Genomic DNA, 17,381 nt, shown 5'->3' on the forward strand with positions numbered 1-17,381 from the left:
GATTCCCTGGTGGTGTCATTCCGGGGCGCGCGAAGCGCGAACTGTGGTGCGGGCTCCGCACCGGATAATCTCGAGGTTCCGGGTTTGATGCTTCGGGCCGCGCTTCGCGGTCCCGTCGCATCGCCCCGGAACGACCGTCTTATATCAAGCATTCCCCGCTGCAACATCACGAGACCCTTTATTGCCCGTTCAGGCGCCTTGTGCTCCATTGCGCGCGCCCGGCGCCCGCCGGGGAGATGCCGGAGCTTCCATGGATTCGATCGTGCAACCCGCCGCGACGGAGCAGCCGTCCTCGTCACGCAACCGGCTGCTGCTGCTGACGGTCTACACCGCCGCGATCTTCGTCAGCGCGCTGTTGCTGTTCTCGGTGCAGCCGCTGTTTACGAAGATGGTCCTGCCGCGGCTCGGCGGCTCGCCGGCGGTGTGGTCGGTGGCGATGGTGTTCTTCCAGTCGCTGCTGCTGGCGGGCTACGCCTATGCGCATTTGTTGATGCAGGTGAAGAACCGCGTCGTTCCCGTGGTGGTGCATCTCCTGCTGCTGATGACGGCGTTCGTCACGTTGCCGCTCGGCATCGCCTCCGCCTATGGCGATCCGCCCGCTTCGGGCTACGCGATCTGGCTGCTCGGCCTGTTCGTGATCTCGATCGGGCTGCCGTTCTTCGCGCTCGCCGCCAACAATCCGTTGCTGCAGGCCTGGTTCGTCCGCACCGGGCATCCCGCCGGACATGATCCCTATTTCCTCTATGCGTCCTCCAACATCGGCAGCTTCCTCGCCCTGCTGTCCTATCCGTTCCTGCTGGAGCCGATGTTCACGCTGCACACGCAGAACCGGCTTTGGACCGGCGGTTACGGCATTCTGATCCTCCTGATCGCCGCATGCGGCGTGCTGCTGTTGCGCTCGCCGAAGCTGGCCATGGTCGATGCGCGAACCGAGGATTTGCATGCGCCGGCGCCCGGTTTCATGACGCGACTGCGCTGGATATTCCTCGCCGGAGTGCCGTCCGGCCTGCTCATCGCCGTTACCGCGCACATCTCGACCGATGTTGCGGCAGCGCCGCTGCTGTGGGTGCTGCCGCTCTCGCTGTACCTCTTGACCTGGGTGGTGGTGTTCCAGTCGCGGCCGCTGCTGCCGCACAAATGGATGCAGATGCTCCAGCCGGTCGCGATCGCGGGCGTCGTCTTCCTGCTGGCGTTCGGGGGCGAACAGAACCTGCTGCTGACGCTCGGCGGCCATCAATTGTGCTTCTTCATCATCGCGATGGCCTGCCACGGCGAATTGGCGCGGACCCGGCCGGCCGCGAAATATCTCACCGGATTCTATGTCGCGCTGTCGTTCGGCGGCATGGTCGGCGGCCTGTTCGCAGGGCTCGTCGCGCCGTTCACATTCTCCTGGATCGCCGAATATCCGATCCTGGTTGCGCTTGCCGCGCTGTGCCGGCCGCCCGCGAACGAGCGGCTGTCGGGCATCGTCAAATGGTACTGGCTGGCGCTTGCCGCGCTCGCCGTCGTGCTCGTTGTGCCGTCCACCACGACGGGCGGGCTGTCGACCTGGTTCGAGGATCACCGCGTCTGGGCGGCCGGCGGCGTCGGCGTGCTCGCCGCGCTGCTGGCGCTGGCGGTCAACGCGGGCCGCTGGAAGATATTCGCCACCGTCGCGCTCGCGCTGGCGTTGATCCGCATTTATCCGGCGGACGAAGGCCGCGTCACCACGGTGCGCAGCTTCTTCGGCGTGCACAAGATCGTGGTGACGCCCGGCGGCTATTTCCATGTGTTGATGCACGGCACCACGATCCACGGCGCCGAGCGCTTCCTCAACAATGACGGCACCCCGGTTACCGGCCGGCCCGAGCCGATCACCTACTATCACAAGGACGGCGGCATCGGTCAGGCCGTCACGGCGATCCGCGAGCGCAAGGGCGCGCCGCTGAAGGTTGCCGCAATCGGCGTCGGATCGGGCACGCTCGCCTGCGCCGCCGAGCCCGGCGAGAGCTGGACCTTCTTCGAAATCGACCAGTCCATGGTCGACGCGGCAAGCGATCCGAAAAATTTCCGCTACATTTCGAGCTGCATGCCGGGCCTGAAGCCGGTGATCGGCGATGCCCGCCTCACCTTCGCCAAGGAGCCGGACGGCGCCTATGATCTCATCATCGTCGACGCCTATTCGTCCGATGCGATCCCGATCCATCTCGCGACCGAAGAGGCGATGAAGATCTACAAGGACAAGCTCGCTCCGCACGGCGCCGTGGTGATGCACGTCTCCAACCGCCACCTCGATCTGGAGACCGTCGTCGTCGGCATCGCCGATGCCAATGATCTCAAGAGCTGGGTCTACAACGAGGATTCGGGGCGCGATGGTGACTACATCTTCTCGACCGACGTCGTCATCTCCGCCCGCGAGGATGCCGACGTCGGCAGGCTCGCATCGTCGAAATCATGGGAGCAGACCGAAGCCGACGACAGGGTGCGGGTCTGGACCGACGACTACTCCAACATTTTGGGCGCGCTGTACCGGCGTTTGAGGGACGGGGAGTAGGGATACTTCGTAGCCCGGATGGAGCGTAGCGCAATCCGGGACGTTCTTGCCTCGCCGTGATTACCGGCCCCGGATTTCGCTGCGCTCCATCCGGGCTACAGCGAAAAGCCTGCGGCTCGACCTCACGGCTCCACCGGCGTCGCCGCGGGCAACGCAATTCCCTTCTCGCCCGCGACCTGCCGCAGCAGGTCGGGCCTGTCGGAGATGATCCCGTCGACGCCGGTCTCGATCATGCGCGCCATGTCCTCACGCTTGTTGACCGTCCAGACCACGACACGCAGCCCGAGCGTATGGGCCTCGGCGATCAGTGGCGCAGTCACATCGCCGAAATAGGGCGACCAGATCGCGCCGCCCGCGGCCTTGATGGTTCGGGGCAGCGACCCGCCATGATCGGCCGGGCTCAACCCCGCCGTCCAATTGGTCGCCTTGTCCAGCGCCACCGTCTGGCCCGAGCCGCGCTGGAGTGTCAGGTACACCGTCGGCATCTTCGGTGCCCGCTGCTGGACGAGCTGCAAGGTCCGCCAGTCGAACGACTGGATCATGACGCGGTCAGAGAATTTTTCGGCTTCGATCACCCCGAGCAGACTGGTGACGAAAGATTGCGGATCGAGCGTCTCGTCCGGATGGTTCGGATCGATCTTGGTCTCGATGTTGAAGCGCACGCGCGTATTGCCGGATTTGCGCACCAGCGCGAACAGCTCACTCAAGGTCGGAATGCGGGTCCCGGGCGTGGCGCGCTGGTCGGAGAATTGCTTGGCGTAAGGGCTGTCTGGCCGGATCTCGCCGACGTCGTAGGTCCTCAGGTCTGCGAGCCGCAGCTTCACGAACGGCGTACCGGGGGCCGCGACATAGGCGCCGTTCGCATCCCGCGCGAGATCAGGATTGAGCCCGCGCTCATGCGAGACGATGACTTCGCCGTCGGCGGTGATGCCGACGTCGAGCTCCAGCGTGTCCACGCCCATCGACAGCGCGTTGGCGAAGGCCGGAAGCGAGTTTTCCGGCAGCAGTGCCCGCCCGCCGCGATGGGCTTCGAGGTCGAAAGCCGAATCAGATCCCGAATCGAATCCCATGGCCGGTCCCGCAATGAGAAGTGACAGTACGGTCAAGATGGTCGCAGCACGTGACGGCATGGCGGCTCGTGGGGCAAGCGGAAAGGGCGATATTTCAACGCATTTGGGCGCGTCCGGCCTATTGTATGGGCTTTCGCGGCTGTTGAAACCTTGGGCGGTGGCTTGGGTTGCGGCCGCCGCGGGGGTATGTACTCTTGGTCGGCGCCCTGGAACCCCGCCCGTGCAACAGCAACGCGATCATCGAATTATCCGCAGCCGGCATTTTCGCCGGATGCAGCGCCGGCATTTCATCATATTCGACGTTTTGCCCTTCCTCGGCACGCTGCTGGCGCTGGTCCTTCTGTTCTACCGCCCGATCGGCGCGATCGAGCTTGGGCTGTTCGTCGGCTTCTGGCTGGTCACCGGCCTCGGCCTCACCGTCGGCTATCACCGCCTCTTCACCCACCGCGCCTTCGCGACCTCCACAGCGATGAGTGCGATCCTGGTCGTGATGGGATCGATGGCCGGCCGCGGCCCCATGCTGTCCTGGGCGGCAATGCACCGTCGGCACCACGAATTGTCCGATCACGATGGCGATCTGCATTCGCCGCGGCTGCACGGCGACAGCACACTCGGCCGCCTGCGCGGCTTCCTGCACGCGCACCTGACCTGGATGATCGAGCACGATTATCCCAACGTCGCGCACTATGTCCCGGATCTGATGGCGGATCGCAGGCTGGTTGCCGTCAACAGCTACTATTACACTTGGGTCGGCCTCGGCCTGGTGCTGCCGGCCGCGATCGGCGGCCTCGCCACCATGAGTCTGTGGGGCGCACTGACCGGCTTGCTCTGGGGCGGCGTGGTGCGCATGTTCGTGGTCGAACAGACCATGTCCGCCATCAACTCCGTGATGCATAGCTTTGGCGCGCAGCCTTTCGTCACCCGCGACGACAACAGCAGAAATCTCGGCGTGATGGCCTGGCTTGCCTGGGGCGAGGGCTGGCACAACAACCACCATGCCTTTCCCTATTCCGCAGCCTTCGGCCTGCGCTGGTTCGAGTTCGATCCCGGCTTCATCTTCATCCCGGCGCTGGAAGCGCTGGGACTGGCCTGGGACGTCAAGGTGCCGAGCGAGGAGAAAATTGCGCGACGCATGCTGCGGCAGCCGGGCGACGCTGCGCCCGACCTCGAAACGGGCTGAGCATCATCCGCCGGCTCACGCCGGCGGTGGCGCGGCTTTGACCCGATGCTGTTCAACGACTATCCCTTTCTCCTGGTCTTCCTGCCCGCGGCGCTGCTGGTCTATCGCCTGGCCGATCCCTATCCGCAGTTGCGCATCGGGGTGCAGGTCGCGCTGTCGCTCGCCTTCTATGCCTGGGGCAGCCCGTCCTTCATCCTGCTCCTGATCGGCTCGATCGCGGTCAACTGGCTCGCCTCGGTCGCCTATGGGCGCGTGAAATGGCCGGCGTTGCTGACGCTGGTGATCGCGCTCGATCTCGCGGTGCTGGCGCTGTTCAAATACGCCAACTTCGTTCTCGCCAATCTCGGCCTTGTGCTCGGTACGACGCTGCCGGCGCTTGACATCGGGCTGCCGCTCGGCATCTCGTTCTTCACCTTCCACCACATCATGTATCTGGTCGACCTGAAGCGCGGCAAGGCGCCGCTCTATGCGCTCGACCGATACGCACTCTACATCGCCTTCTTCCCGCAGGCGATCGCCGGCCCCCTGGCGCGCTGGTCGGAGGTGATGCATCAGTTCGGCAGGCAGGTCTACGTTCCGGGCTGGCAGCGCCAGTTCTGCGTCGCGACCTGCTTCATCGCGATCGGCCTGTTCGAGAAGATCGTGATCGCCGACGGCCTCGCGCATCTGCTCGATCCCATCTACGCGCAGGCAGCGAACGGGCCGCTGCCGAGCGGCGATGCCTGGCTCGCCTTCTGCTTCTCATTCCAGATCCTGTTTGATTTCTCCGGCTATTCCGACATTGCGATCGGCCTTGGCCTGTTGTTCGGCGTGCAGCTCCCGTACAATTTCGATGCGCCGCTGCGCTCGACCAACATCCAGGATTTCTGGCAGCGCTGGCACATCACCCTGATGCTGTTCCTGCGCGACTACGTGTTTTATCCGCTGGTCAATCTCCGCCTGCTGCCGCGGCGCTGGCTGCCGGTCCAGTTCTTCGCGATGATGATCACGATGGCGCTGTGCGGCCTCTGGCACGGCGCGAGCTGGACCTTCGTGTTATGGGGTGTGCTGCACGGGCTTGCGCTGGTCATCTGCACGCTGTGGCGCCGCTATGGCCCGGATTGCCCGTCATGGCTCGGCTGGGCGCTCACCGTGTTGTTCGTGCTCGCGACCGGCGTGATTTTTCGCGCGGGGTCGGTGGAGGCGGCCTGGCATGTCTTCTGCGGACTGATTTCGCCGCTACCGCTGGATCGCGGGAAGCATTTGTGGCCGCTGATCGCAGCGCCGCTCTTCGCCTTCCTGCTGCCGGCGAGCCAGGACATCGTGGCGGTGCTCACGCGCCGTCCCAATCCGTGGCTCGCGGGTCTGCTCGGTCTTGGGCTATTCGCATTGCTGCTTCACATGGGTGGTCGGGATCTCCATGACTTCGTCTACTTCAAGTTCTGAGATCGACCCCGGCTGGGGCCGGAGCTTGCTCGCGTGTCTGGGCACGCTGATCGGCGCTGCGCTGCTGGTGCTCGCACTGATGGTGGTGGTCGATCCCTATGACAGCGGCAAGCTCGGCCTGCTTGGCATCGACGGCGTCGACAATCGTCTCACCCAGATCACGGCCGCGAGCCGCGCCAGAAACCCGGATTTCAATGCCGCGATCCTGGGCAATTCGACCGCGCAGATGATCGAGCCGACGGAATTGTCGCGCGCGACCGGCCTGCGATTCGTGCAGCTCTACATGACCGGCGCGTTTCCCCGCCAGGAGCTCGCGGTGCTGGACTTCTTCCTCAGGAATCACCGCGAGGTTGGCGCATTGGTGATCGTGACTGATCCCGGCTGGTGCACGCATGCGCGGGCGAAGGAGGAGGGCGGCGTCCCGTTCCCCGACTGGCTCTATGACAGAAGCGTCGTCACCTACGCAGCACGGCTGATCTCCTGGCAGGCGATCGAGCACGCTTTTCAGCGCATCAGTATCGGGCTTGGTCGGCGACCACGGATGAACCCGGACGGCTTTGTCAGCTATGAGGACATCTGGCCACCGGGCCAATTCAAGGAGGTCGGCTGGCCCAGGGATCCGGCGCCGTCCTTGTCCGCCGACATGCGGGGAACATTTCCCGAGATCGCTGCGCTGGCAGATATCGTCAGGACATTGCCGGCTGATGTGCCCGTCGTCATCATCGTGCCGCCGACCCTCGCGACCACCGTGCCGAAGCCCGGCACGGAAACCGCCCTGGAGCGCACCGCCTGCGATGCCGCGCTGAAAAAAGTGGTCGCGGGCCGGCCGCGCAGCAATTTCATCAGCTACCGCGTTGACAACGATCTCACGCGCGACCGCGCCAATTTTGCCGACTTCATCCACTATCGCCCAGTTCTCGCGCGCAAGATCGAGCAGGGGATCGCTGCGAGCCTGCGCGACGGGGAGAGCGCGAAGATCGATTTCTGAGCCGCTCAGCCGATCTGCTCAAAACCGCCCTCGAGCCAGAGCTTGCGTGCCAGCTTGCGCTGAATCTTGCCGCTGGTGGTCTTCGGCAGCGCGCCGGGCCGGATCAGCGCGATATGGCGCGCGGAGAGTTCGTGGTTGTTGGCGACGGCCTCGCGGATCCGGCCCTTGATCGCTTCGGGGTCGATCGCGTGGCGCGCTGTGCGCTCGATCTCCTGGACGATGACGAGCGTCTCTTCGCCGCTCTCGTCCTGCACCGAGAATGCCGCGCCGCAGTTTTCGCGCAAAGCTCCGTCGAGCGATTGCACCGTGCGCTCGACGTCCTGCGGATAATGATTGATTCCGCGGATGATGATGAGGTCCTTGATCCGTCCCGTGACGAACAATTCGCCTGTGACGTCGACGAAGCCGAGGTCGCCGGTGCGCAGCCATGGCCCGTCCTCGCCCGCAATCCGCGCATTGAGCCCCTCACGCGTCGCCTCGTCGTTGCGCCAATAGGCGCGTGCGACATTGGCGCCATTCACCCATATCTCACCGACCCGGTCGGCGGGCAGGCGTGTGTGATCGTTGGCGTCCACGATGGCGATCTGCTCGCCGGTGAGTGCGCGCCCGCAGCCGACGGCTACCTGCGTATCTTCGGCGTCGGAAGGCGCCTTCGCCGCATGCGCCTGCAGCGCCGTGCGGCTCACGCCGCGTGTGACATGGCCGCCGCCGCGGCGTCCGCCGGAAATCAGGAGCGTCGCTTCCGCCATGCCGTAGGCGGGATACATCGCGCGCGGATCGAAACCGTGCGGCGCAAATGTCTGGACGAACCGTTCGATGGTTTCAGCATGCACCGGCTCTGCGCCGTTCAGCGCGATCCTGAGCGAGGACAGGTCCACGCCGTCCATCTGGTCGGCGCGATAGCGGTTGACGCAGAGGTCGAAGCCGAAGTTCGGACTGCATGCCACTTCCGCGCGATAATGCGAGATCGCGCGCAGCCAGCCGAGCGGCCGCTGCATGAATGCGTTCGGCGCCATCAGCACGCAGGTCGCGCCGACATAGAGCGCTTGCAACGCGTTCAGGATCAGCCCCATGTCGTGATAGAGCGGCACCCAATTGACGTAAGTCGATTGCCGTGTGTTGCCGACCGCGAGCCGGATCATCTCGAGATTGGCGAGCAGATTGGCATGACTCACCATCACGCCTTTGGGCTCGGAGGTCGAGCCGGAGGTATATTGCAGGAAGGCGATGTCGTCCGGCGCCGGCTCGGGCAGTTCGATTGTCCCACCGTCGCTCGCGGCGAGATCGACCTCGATCCAGCGAATGTTCTCCTGCGCGAAGCGTGCCCGCAGATCGCCACGGAGTGCGACGGCCGAATTGGTCAGGGCCACCGCCGGCGTGCAATTGGCGAGGATCGCGGCGCTGGCGTCGCGCGCGCTGTTCCGCCGCGGCATCATCATCGGCACGGCGATGATGCCGGCCATCAGGCAGCCGAAGAACGCCACCATGAATTCGATGCCGGGCGGAAACACCAGGATGGCGCGGTCGCCGGGACGCGCGGCCGCGGTCAATCGCTGCGCGAGGGCGGATGCGGAGTGATGCAGTTGGCGGAAGGTGAGGACAGCTTCCTCCGCCCCGCGATCGGAGACGAAGACATAGGCGCGGTCGTCGGCCTGCTCCGCCGCACGCCGGGCCAGCAGTGCCACGAGCGAGCGGAAGGTTTCCATTGGCTGCGCCGGCTTCAGCCGCCCTCAGGCGGCGGGGCGGATTGCGCGCTTGTCGGTGAGAAATCGCGACAGCGCCTCAACGGTCGGATGGTCGTAAAAGTCGTCGGTCGATAGTTCGAGGTCGAGCTTCTCCTCGAGTTCCATCATCAGGTAGACCAGCATAGCCGAATCGAGCCCGAGGCGGCTGAACTTCGTGCCGATGTCGACGCGGTCCTTCGAAATCCGCAGAATATTTGCCAGGGCGGTAACGCAGAAATCCGAAATCTGCTCGCGTGTCATGTCATGTCCCAGAAACAATGGGAACGACAATACGGGTGACCCCCTGGTTGTCAATTTGGTCGGAACGCCGCTGCGTTGAAGGTTGTGGACTGTTGCTTTCCTGTCGCCCGGTTGCTTAATCCATGCCCAGAGTGGCACGATTTCCCGCGGTCGACAGCGGCCGCCGCGACCCGTATGCTCCCAAAATTGCAAGTACGACGCGCATGACGGGATTTTCGCATGAGCCGTGCCCGCTTGTTCGCCCCATTTTTCCTTGTTCTTTTGGTTCCGGGACTGGCTTCTGCACAGCGCGGCGATGATTTCGATTCGCTGCTCGCGCAGATGAACGCGGCGACGCAGACCGCGCGCTGGGCCGACGGGCTTGCGGCCGCCCAGAAGCTCGAAAACCTGGTGCGGCGCGGGCAGGGTGCCGGCAGCATGAACTATGCCGGCGTGCTGCACAACGAAGGCATGTTCCTGCACAACCTCGGCCGCTACCCTGAGGCCATCGACAAGCTGAACGCGGCGCTCGCCATCAAGCTGCGCAACAACGACGTCGCCTCGACGCTACGCACCTCGCACATCCTGGTCGGATCGCTCGGCATGCTCGAGCGTCGCGCCGAGGCGACCAATGTGGCCGAACGCGCGCTCGCGCTGGGCACAAGCGCTTTCGGCGCCAATGACGTGCGCCTCGCCGACACGCTGGCCGCGCTCGGCGGCCTGGCGATTGACAAGGAGAATTTCAAGGAAGCGACCGGCTATTTCGAGCGGGCGCTCGCCGCACTGCAAGCCGCCAATGCGCCGCCCTCCGAGGTCGCCTCGGCGATGGACCATCTCGGCGAAGTCTATGGCCTGCTGGGTCGCTTCGACGACGGGGAGCGGCTGCTGAAGCAGGGGCTCGATCTGCTGGACCGCAGCCTTGGCAGAGGCGCCGAGGCCGCGCCGAACTACGACAAGATGCTCAGCGATCTCGGCAACCTTTATTCGGACGCAGGCCGCCTGACGGAAGCCGAGGCGGTGATGCGGCGCTCGCTCGCGATCACCCGGATGCGCAGCGGGGAAGCGCATCCGAACGTCGCGGCGGCCACCGGCAATCTCGCAACTGTGCTTGAACGCGAAGCGCGCTACGCCGAGGCGGAAAAGCTCTACCAGCAAACGCTTCAGGCCTATGAGCGGATCTACGGCCCGAACCATCCGACCACTGCCGTCGGGTTGAATAATCTCGCCAATGCCTATTCGGCGCAGGGCAGGAACGAGGCGGCCGCAGGCCTTCGGGAACGTGTGCTCGCGATCTACGAAAGGGCCTTTGGCCCCGACAGCCCCGATGTCGGTCGCGCCCTGAACAATCTCGCCAACAGCTATGCCAGCCTCGGCCGCAACGATCAGGCGCTCGGTCTCTACCGCCGCTCTCTGGCCGTGATTGAGCGCAAGTTCGGCGAAGGCAGCGGCCCGACCGCGCTTGCCGCCGGATCGCTCGGACAGGCACTGATGGACGCCGGCCAGATGGACGAGGCGCGGCCATATCTGCTGCGCTGCCTCGAGATCGACGAGCGCGTGCCCGCTAGCAGACATCCACAGCTCGTCAAGGATCTGCGCGCCGTCGCGCTACTGGATCTCAAGACCGGCAATTTGATCGATGCGCGCAGCCGGCTCGCCCGCGCGCTCGCGATTGCGCAGGACAGGCTCGGGCCGCGCCACCAGGGCACCATCGCAACCCTAATCAACCTCGCCGACGTCGATCGCCGCGAAGGCAAATGGCCGGACGCCCTGGCGCGGCTGCGGTTGGCAGCCGCCGCGCTCAACGCGCAGCGGAATACGCAATTCGCCCGTTTCACCGAGCTCGATCCCTGGCTGATCGAGGCGATCTGGCGCGTTACGGACGGTAAGCCCGACGACGCGGCAAAGGACGAGGCTTTTGGCGCCGTGCAACGCGCGCATGAGACCAGCGCGGGCGCCGCACTGGCACAGATGGCGGCGCGGTTCGGCGCCGGCAATGACGCGATCGCAGGATTGGTGCGACGGCAGCAGGACCTGAAGGCGAGCCTGGAGACACTCGACAAGCGTGTGACGTCCGAACTCGGACAGGCGGACGGCAAGCGCAACGACGCACTGATCGCGAGCCTGCGTACGCAAACGGCACAGATGCAAAAATCGCTTGACGATATCACGGCCCAGCTCGATCGCAGCTTTCCGGCCTACGCCGACCTGGCGAGCCCGCAGCCGCTTCCGATTGCACAGGCGCAGAGCCTGTTGAAGCCTGACGAGGCGCTGCTGACATTCATCGCGCTCAGTGACAAGACCTACGCCTTCGCCGTGACGCGCGAGACGAGCGCGTTGCGCCAGATCGCACTCGGCAGCCGCGAGATAAGCGACCGTGTCGCGCATCTGCGCCAGGGGCTCACCGATCCGGAGGCGGCGAAGGCGTCGTTCGACCTCGATGCATCCTTCGAGCTCTATACCGCGCTGTTCGGCCCGATGTCGGTCGATATCGCGGGCAAGCCTAAACTGCTGATCGTCCCGGTCGGCGCGCTCACCAGCCTGCCGTTTCACGTGCTGGTGACGAAGAAGCCGGACACCATGTCCGCCGAACGTTACCGGCAGGCGGCGTGGCTGCTCGACGAGCGCGCCATCACGGTGCTGCCGTCGGTGCCGAGCCTGCGGGCGCTGCGGAGCTTTGCCAAGGACTCGCGTGCGCAAAAGCCGTTCATCGGGTTCGGTGATCCCGTGTTGCAGCGCTCGCCGAGTGACAAGCGTGCTGGGCGCAACGTGCAGCCGTATCAGAGCTATTATGACGGTACGGCCGTCGATCTCGATCGGCTGCGCACGGGCCTGCCGGCATTGCCGGAGACGGCGGGCGAGCTCCGGGCCGTGGCGCGCGCGCTCGGCGCTTCGCCGCAGGAGGACGTCAAGCTCGGCCCGGCGGCAACCGTGACCAATGTGAACACCTTGCCGCTCGATCAATACCGCGTCGTCGATTTCGCCACCCACGGCCTTGTCGCCGGCGAGGTCAACGGCCTCAGCGAGCCGGCGCTGGTTCTGACGCTTCCCGAAAAGCCCACCAGCGCCGACGACGGTTTGCTCACCGCGAGCCGCATAGCCAAGCTCAAGCTCGACGCTGACTGGGCGGTGCTGTCGGCCTGCAACACCGCCGCCGGCGACAGGCCGGGCGCGGAGGGTCTCTCAGGCCTTGCGCGCGCATTCTTCTATGCCGGCGCACGCGCGCTGCTGGTCTCGCACTGGCCGGTGGATTCCGATGCGGCGGTGCGCCTGACAACGGGAGCATTCTCGGAACTCACCGCGCATCCCGGCATCGGCCGCGCCGAGGCGTTGCGCCGGTCGATGAAGGCGCTGATTGCCGACCGGTCGTCGCCGCGCAATGCCGATCCGGCGGTGTGGGCGCCGTTCGTGCTGGTCGGCGAGGGTGGTTGACGGCGGCCGTGGAAGGCGGAAACTGCCCATCAAGAAGCATTGGTTCCGGGAGCCATTTGCATGCGGCTTATCTTCATCGCGACGATGGCGGTTCTCATGGTTGGTCAGGCGGCAGCCGAGGATGTGCTTTCAGGCGCGAGCCTCTACGCCGACGTCGCGCGCTACGCCTCGTTCGGCCTGCATCGCTTCGGCTCGCCCGGCGACCGCGCCACCGCCGGCTGGATCGCCGCTGAACTCAAGACCGCAGGGTTCGAGGTCAGGTCCCAGCCCGTCGTGCTTGGCCGGCAATATGTCGTCGAGCAGGCCAGCGCCGAAGTGGCCGGCACGTCTGTCGAGGCGACGCCGTTCTGGTGGCCGCCGGTGGACAAAGCGAGCTTTCATCTCGCCACGCCGCTCGCCCGCGACGGTGATGTCGCCGGGAAAATCCTTCTGCTCGATCTGCCGTTCGATCGCGGCGCCTATCTCGGCCCTGCCCATCGCGCGGCGATCGCGGAGGCCGTGGCGAAGAGGCCGGCGGCCATCCTGCTGACGATCGGCAATCCCGCGAATGACCGTTTCGCCTACAACGTCACGCAGGAAGATGCGCCCTGGCCGGTGCCGGTGATCGTGGTCGGCGCCAAGGCGCGCGGTACATTCGAGCGGGCGCTTGCGTCGGGTGCGCCGGTGACCCTGGACGTCAAGGGCCATTACGAGCGCGATGTCGCCAGCCGCAACGTCATCGCCGAGATCGGCGCGGGGCCGACCATCGTCGTCTCGACGCCGATGACCGGCTGGTACACTTGCGTGTGCGAACGTGGGCCCGGCATTGCCAACTTCCTTGCGCTGGCGCGCACGCTCGCTGCCGAAAAATGGCCGGCGCATTTCGTATTCATTGCGACCGCAGGCCATGAGATCGGCCATGGCGGCATGGAGCTGTTCCTGAAGAACGGGGCGCCGGCGCCGAAGGAAACGCTGGCGTGGATTCATTTCGGCTCCTCAAACGCCTGCTACGCATTCGCTGAGGGCGCCCGCACCGATCGGCCTGAGGAAGAGCGATATCTCGTGCTGAGCAAATCCGCCGTCGCGCTGACGGATGAGGCCTTCGCCAAGGTCGACGCAAAACGGTTGGTGACGGAGAAGCAGGCGGTCGGCGAACTACGCGACGTGCATGCGGCGGGCTACGCCAACTTCCTCGGCATGGCCGGCCGCCATCGGACTTTCCACACGCCCTTGGACGATCTCGCCGCGACCGGACCCGAGATCCTCGAGCCGGTCGCCCGTGCCTTCGTTCAGGCCGCGCGAAAAATCGTCGAGCGCGGCAACGCCGCGTTCAGATAGGGTCAGTTCTGGTAGTAATAACCGCGCGGTTGGTAAACCTGCCGGGGCTGCGGCTGATAGTAGGTTCCGTAGCCCTGATTGTAATATTGCTGCGGCTGCTGCTGATAGACCTGCGCGTCATAGAGCGGGCGGCTGCCGCGCGGGGCGGGGTAGCGTGCGCCGGTGTCGCTGCCGTCGGCCGGGTAGATGTAGTTGTCATCCTGCGGCATGTAGCGGCGGGCAGGTGCGGCCTGGGGCGTCAGGTTCACGGGATCGCCCGATGTGGCGTATTGCTCTTCGGCCGGCTGCGGCGCGCGGGCCACTGCCGTGGGGTTGCGGCCACGCGGATTGCGCGCCAGCGCCACCTGCGCCGAGCCGGTCAGCGTCACCGTGGTGTTGAGCACGCCCTGCTGCTGCACCAGCGCGTAGAGCGTCGTGGCATTCTGGCGCGACAGCCGCACGCAGCCATGCGAAGCGGGCGAACCAAGTCGGCCGACCGAGTCGGTGCCGTGGATGGCGTGCCCGACCTTGGTGAAGAAGATCGCGTGCGGCATTGGCGCGTCGTCGAATTCCTTAGAATAGTGATCCTCTTCCATGCGGAAGGTGCGGAACGCGCCGTTCGGCGTCTCCCGCGAGGGGATGCCTGTCGATACCGGCCAATGGTAACGCGCGACGCCGTCGACGGCGACGGTCATCTGCTGATTATCCTTGTCGACGGTGATCTCGACCTTGGCCTGCGCGGTGCCCGCGCTCAAAAGCATCAGGGAGGTGAAAACAATAAAAAACGAACGCATCTGACTTGTGGCCTCCGGCCTGTTCACACTAGTCGCCGCGGCTCTCCGTCCCCCGGCGTGCAATATGCCTGCAATCCGGCTTTCGTTCCAGCGGCCTGCCCGGCCATCGTTAACGGGACGCCCGGCGTAAGCAAGGCCGCTTTGTGCCGCAAAGCCAGCGGCGGTGCTGACATTTTCGCGAGCGGGAGATGCGTTCACAACGCCGACAATTCATCACAATGGCGCAACCATCCGGGGCAACCATTTGGCCGCATCGGCGTTGATGATCTCTGCCTCGACCGGCGGCTTCCGCCGCCGGTTTTACCTTTGGGAATGAAGATGAACAAAGTTTGCGTCGCCGCCGCATCCCGGCCGGCTGGTCTGCCTTTTCGTCTGCTCTTCGCTGGCGCCGCCGTTCTAGCCGCCCTGTCCTGCATCCCACAGCCTGGCCATGCCCAAGGCATCGTTCGGGGCGCTCAGGAAGGTTCTTATGAAGGCAACCGAATTGCCGGCCCCGTGGGCGGCGTGGTTGGGGGCGCGGTCGGCGCGGGTGTCGGCGGTGCCGTCGGCGCGGTCGAGGGGGTGTTCGGCATTCCCCATCGCGGCCACCGTCGCTGCCGCGGCTATTACGACGGATACAACCGCTTCCACTGCTATCGGTGATGACCTCTCGTAGCCCGGATGGAGCGAAGCGCAATCCGGGCCTCTGTCGCCTCAAAGCCGCGCCTGCTCCGGATTACGCTTGCGCTCCATCCAGGCTACGCCTCTCGGTCAGTTCTTCAACCGATACCCGGTGCGGAAAATCCACCAGATCACGACCAGACAGATCACCAGGAACGCCGTCGTCATGCCGATGCTGACGGCCATGCTGACGTCCGCGATCTCGTAGAAGCTCCAGCGGAAGCCGGAGATCAGATAGACGACCGGGTTGAGCAGCGCCACCGTTCGCCAGGCGGGCGGCAGCATGTCGATGGAATAGAAGCTGCCGCCGAGGAAGGTCAGCGGCGTCACCACCAGCATCGGGATCATCTGCAGCTTTTCGAAGCCGTCGGCCCAGATGCCGATGATGAAGCCGAACAGGCTGAACGTCACCGCCGTCAGCACCAGGAAGGCCAGCATCCAGACCGGATGATGGATGTGCAGCGGCACGAACAGGCCGGCCGTGGCGAGGATGATCAGGCCGAGGATGATCGACTTGGTCGCGGCCGCGCCGACATAGCCGAGCACGATCTCGAAATAGGAGATCGGTGCCGACAGGATCTCGTAGATCGTGCCGGTGAATTTCGGGAAGTAGATGCCGAACGAGGCGTTGGCGATGCTCTGAGTCAGCACCGAGAGCATGATCAGGCCCGGCACGATGAAGGTGCCGTAGCTGACACCCTCGACCTGGCTGATGCGCGAGCCGATCGCGGCGCCGAACACGACGAAATACAGCGAGGTCGAGACCACCGGCGAGACGATGCTTTGCAGCAGCGTACGCCAGGTGCGCGCCATTTCGAACAGATAGATGGCGCGGACGGCCCGGTAGTTCATGACGCCCTCACGAGATCGACGAAGATGTCCTCGAGCGACGATTGCGTCGTGTCGAGATCGTTGAAGCGGATGCCGGCGGTGCGGAGGTCGCCGAGCAGGCTGGTGATGCCGGTGCGCTCGCCCTTGGTGTCGTAGTCGTAGACCAGGGTCGCGCCGCCGTCGCAGAGGTCGAGCTCGTAATGCCTGAGGCTCTCCGGCAGCGCATCGAGCTTGCCTTGCAGATGCAGCGTCAGCCGCTTCTTGCCGAGCTTCTGCATCAAGGTGGCCTTGTCCTCGACCAGCACGATCTCGCCCTTGTTGATGACGCCGATGCGGTCGGCCATCTCCTCGGCTTCCTCGATGTAATGCGTGGTCAGGATGATGGTGACGCCGGATTGCTGGAGCGTGCGCACCACCTCCCACATGCCCTTGCGCAGCTCGACGTCGACGCCGGCGGTCGGCTCGTCCAGGAACAGGATCTGCGGCTCGTGCGACAGCGCTTTGGCGATCATCACGCGGCGCTTCATGCCGCCGGAGAGCGTGATGATCTTGCTGTCCTTCTTGTCCCACAGCGAGAGGTCCTTCAGCACCTTCTCGATATGATCGGGGTTCTTCGGCTTGCCGAACAGCCCGCGGGAGAAGCTCACGGTCGCCCACACGCTCTCGAAGGCATCGGTGTGCAATTCCTGCGGCACCAGCCCGATCAGCGAGCGCGCCTTGCGATAGGAGGTCTGGATGTTCTCGCCGCCGACGAGGACCTTGCCTTCGCTCGGATTGGCGATGCCGCAGATGATCGAGATCAGCGTGGTCTTGCCGGCGCCGTTGGGGCCGAGCAACGCGAAGATTTCGCCGCGATTGATGTCGAGATTGACGTTGTTGAGCGCCTTGAAGCCGGACCCATAGGTCTTCGACAAATTGGCGACGGAAATGATGGAGGACATGGATGGCCGCAAAGTCTGAGGGGCGAAGGCTGGGGAGGGAGGCTGGAACCTGCCGGGAGGGGCGGGTCAGCGGAGCCCTGAGATAGGAATGCCCTTGCGCGGCTGCAATTAGCCGGAGAAAAAAGGCCTCAAAACGGGCCCTTCCGTGGCAGGTTTCGGGCAAGTGTTGCGCGATGGTCACGGCTTGCTGCTAAGATCGCCGTTCACGCGGCTCTTTGTTGCGTCTGCGAGCAGGCCATGGCTACGATTCCGGCCGAAGCATACTCCCAG

13 protein-coding genes are annotated in these 17,381 nt (G+C 65.0%); 7 read left to right on the forward strand and 6 right to left on the reverse strand.

Annotated features, from left to right (window positions below; all coding sequences use genetic code 11):
- Nucleotides 1–250: 250 nt before the first annotated feature.
- Complete coding sequence (locus tag C7G41_RS26970) at nt 251–2,533, forward strand: spermidine synthase (RefSeq protein ID WP_106945362.1); 2,283 nt, start codon at nt 251–253, stop codon at nt 2,531–2,533.
- 122 nt (nt 2,534–2,655) lie between these two features.
- Here C7G41_RS26970 and C7G41_RS26975 read toward each other — a convergent pair whose 3' ends face one another.
- Nucleotides 2,656–3,663 (reverse strand): glycerophosphodiester phosphodiesterase, encoded by a 1,008-nt coding sequence (locus tag C7G41_RS26975; protein ID WP_106945363.1) that lies wholly within the window; start codon nt 3,661–3,663, stop codon nt 2,656–2,658.
- 160 nt (nt 3,664–3,823) lie between these two features.
- On the opposite strand from C7G41_RS26975, the gene C7G41_RS26980 reads away from it, so the two are divergent.
- Genes C7G41_RS26980 through C7G41_RS26990 form a run of 3 tightly spaced genes read left to right on the forward strand, consistent with a single transcriptional unit; the run spans nt 3,824 to nt 7,196 of the window.
- On the forward strand, nt 3,824–4,783 hold the full coding sequence (locus C7G41_RS26980) for an acyl-CoA desaturase (protein ID WP_245446693.1): 960 nt from the start codon (nt 3,824–3,826) through the stop codon (nt 4,781–4,783).
- A 45-nt stretch (nt 4,784–4,828) separates the two neighbouring features.
- Nucleotides 4,829–6,208: an MBOAT family protein gene (locus tag C7G41_RS26985; protein ID WP_106945365.1), complete on the forward strand. Its 1,380-nt coding sequence runs from the start codon at nt 4,829–4,831 to the stop codon at nt 6,206–6,208.
- 25 nt (nt 6,209–6,233) lie between these two features.
- Nucleotides 6,234–7,196: a hypothetical protein gene (locus tag C7G41_RS26990; RefSeq protein ID WP_245446695.1), complete on the forward strand. Its 963-nt coding sequence runs from the start codon at nt 6,234–6,236 to the stop codon at nt 7,194–7,196.
- Between the two features lie 5 nt (nt 7,197–7,201).
- On the opposite strand, the gene C7G41_RS26995 is transcribed toward C7G41_RS26990, so the two are convergent.
- Both C7G41_RS26995 and C7G41_RS27000 read right to left on the reverse strand, forming a co-directional pair.
- Complete coding sequence (locus C7G41_RS26995; RefSeq protein ID WP_106945367.1) at nt 7,202–8,902, reverse strand: fatty acyl-AMP ligase; 1,701 nt, start codon at nt 8,900–8,902, stop codon at nt 7,202–7,204.
- Nucleotides 8,903–8,926: 24 nt separating this feature from the next.
- Nucleotides 8,927–9,181, reverse strand: a complete 255-nt coding sequence (locus tag C7G41_RS27000; RefSeq protein ID WP_106945368.1) for an acyl carrier protein — start codon at nt 9,179–9,181, stop codon at nt 8,927–8,929.
- 219 nt (nt 9,182–9,400) lie between these two features.
- Here C7G41_RS27000 and C7G41_RS27005 point away from each other — a divergent pair, with 219 nt between their 5' ends.
- On the forward strand, nt 9,401–12,589 hold the full coding sequence (locus C7G41_RS27005) for a CHAT domain-containing tetratricopeptide repeat protein (RefSeq protein ID WP_106945369.1): 3,189 nt from the start codon (nt 9,401–9,403) through the stop codon (nt 12,587–12,589).
- Between the two features lie 60 nt (nt 12,590–12,649).
- The gene (locus C7G41_RS27010; RefSeq protein WP_106945370.1) at nt 12,650–13,906 is read left to right on the forward strand and encodes a hypothetical protein; all 1,257 of its coding nucleotides are present in this window, start codon (nt 12,650–12,652) and stop codon (nt 13,904–13,906) included.
- 2 nt (nt 13,907–13,908) lie between these two features.
- On the opposite strand, the gene C7G41_RS27015 is transcribed toward C7G41_RS27010, so the two are convergent.
- Entirely contained in the window at nt 13,909–14,679 is a 771-nt protein-coding gene (locus C7G41_RS27015) for a L,D-transpeptidase (RefSeq protein ID WP_199198631.1), read from the reverse strand.
- A gap of 318 nt (nt 14,680–14,997) precedes the next feature.
- Here C7G41_RS27015 and C7G41_RS27025 point away from each other — a divergent pair, with 318 nt between their 5' ends.
- Complete coding sequence (locus C7G41_RS27025) at nt 14,998–15,321, forward strand: hypothetical protein (protein ID WP_027519597.1); 324 nt, start codon at nt 14,998–15,000, stop codon at nt 15,319–15,321.
- A gap of 108 nt (nt 15,322–15,429) precedes the next feature.
- On the opposite strand, the gene C7G41_RS27030 is transcribed toward C7G41_RS27025, so the two are convergent.
- Both C7G41_RS27030 and C7G41_RS27035 read right to left on the reverse strand, forming a co-directional pair.
- The gene (locus C7G41_RS27030) at nt 15,430–16,191 is read right to left on the reverse strand and encodes an ABC transporter permease (protein WP_018454266.1); all 762 of its coding nucleotides are present in this window, start codon (nt 16,189–16,191) and stop codon (nt 15,430–15,432) included.
- Entirely contained in the window at nt 16,188–17,111 is a 924-nt protein-coding gene (locus C7G41_RS27035; RefSeq protein ID WP_106945372.1) for an ABC transporter ATP-binding protein, read from the reverse strand. The genes C7G41_RS27030 and C7G41_RS27035 overlap by 4 nt, the downstream gene beginning before the upstream one ends.
- Nucleotides 17,112–17,381: the final 270 nt, after the last annotated feature.

The sequence above is a fragment of the Bradyrhizobium sp. MOS002 genome (assembly GCF_003020115.1).
Classification (GTDB): domain Bacteria; phylum Pseudomonadota; class Alphaproteobacteria; order Rhizobiales; family Xanthobacteraceae; genus Bradyrhizobium.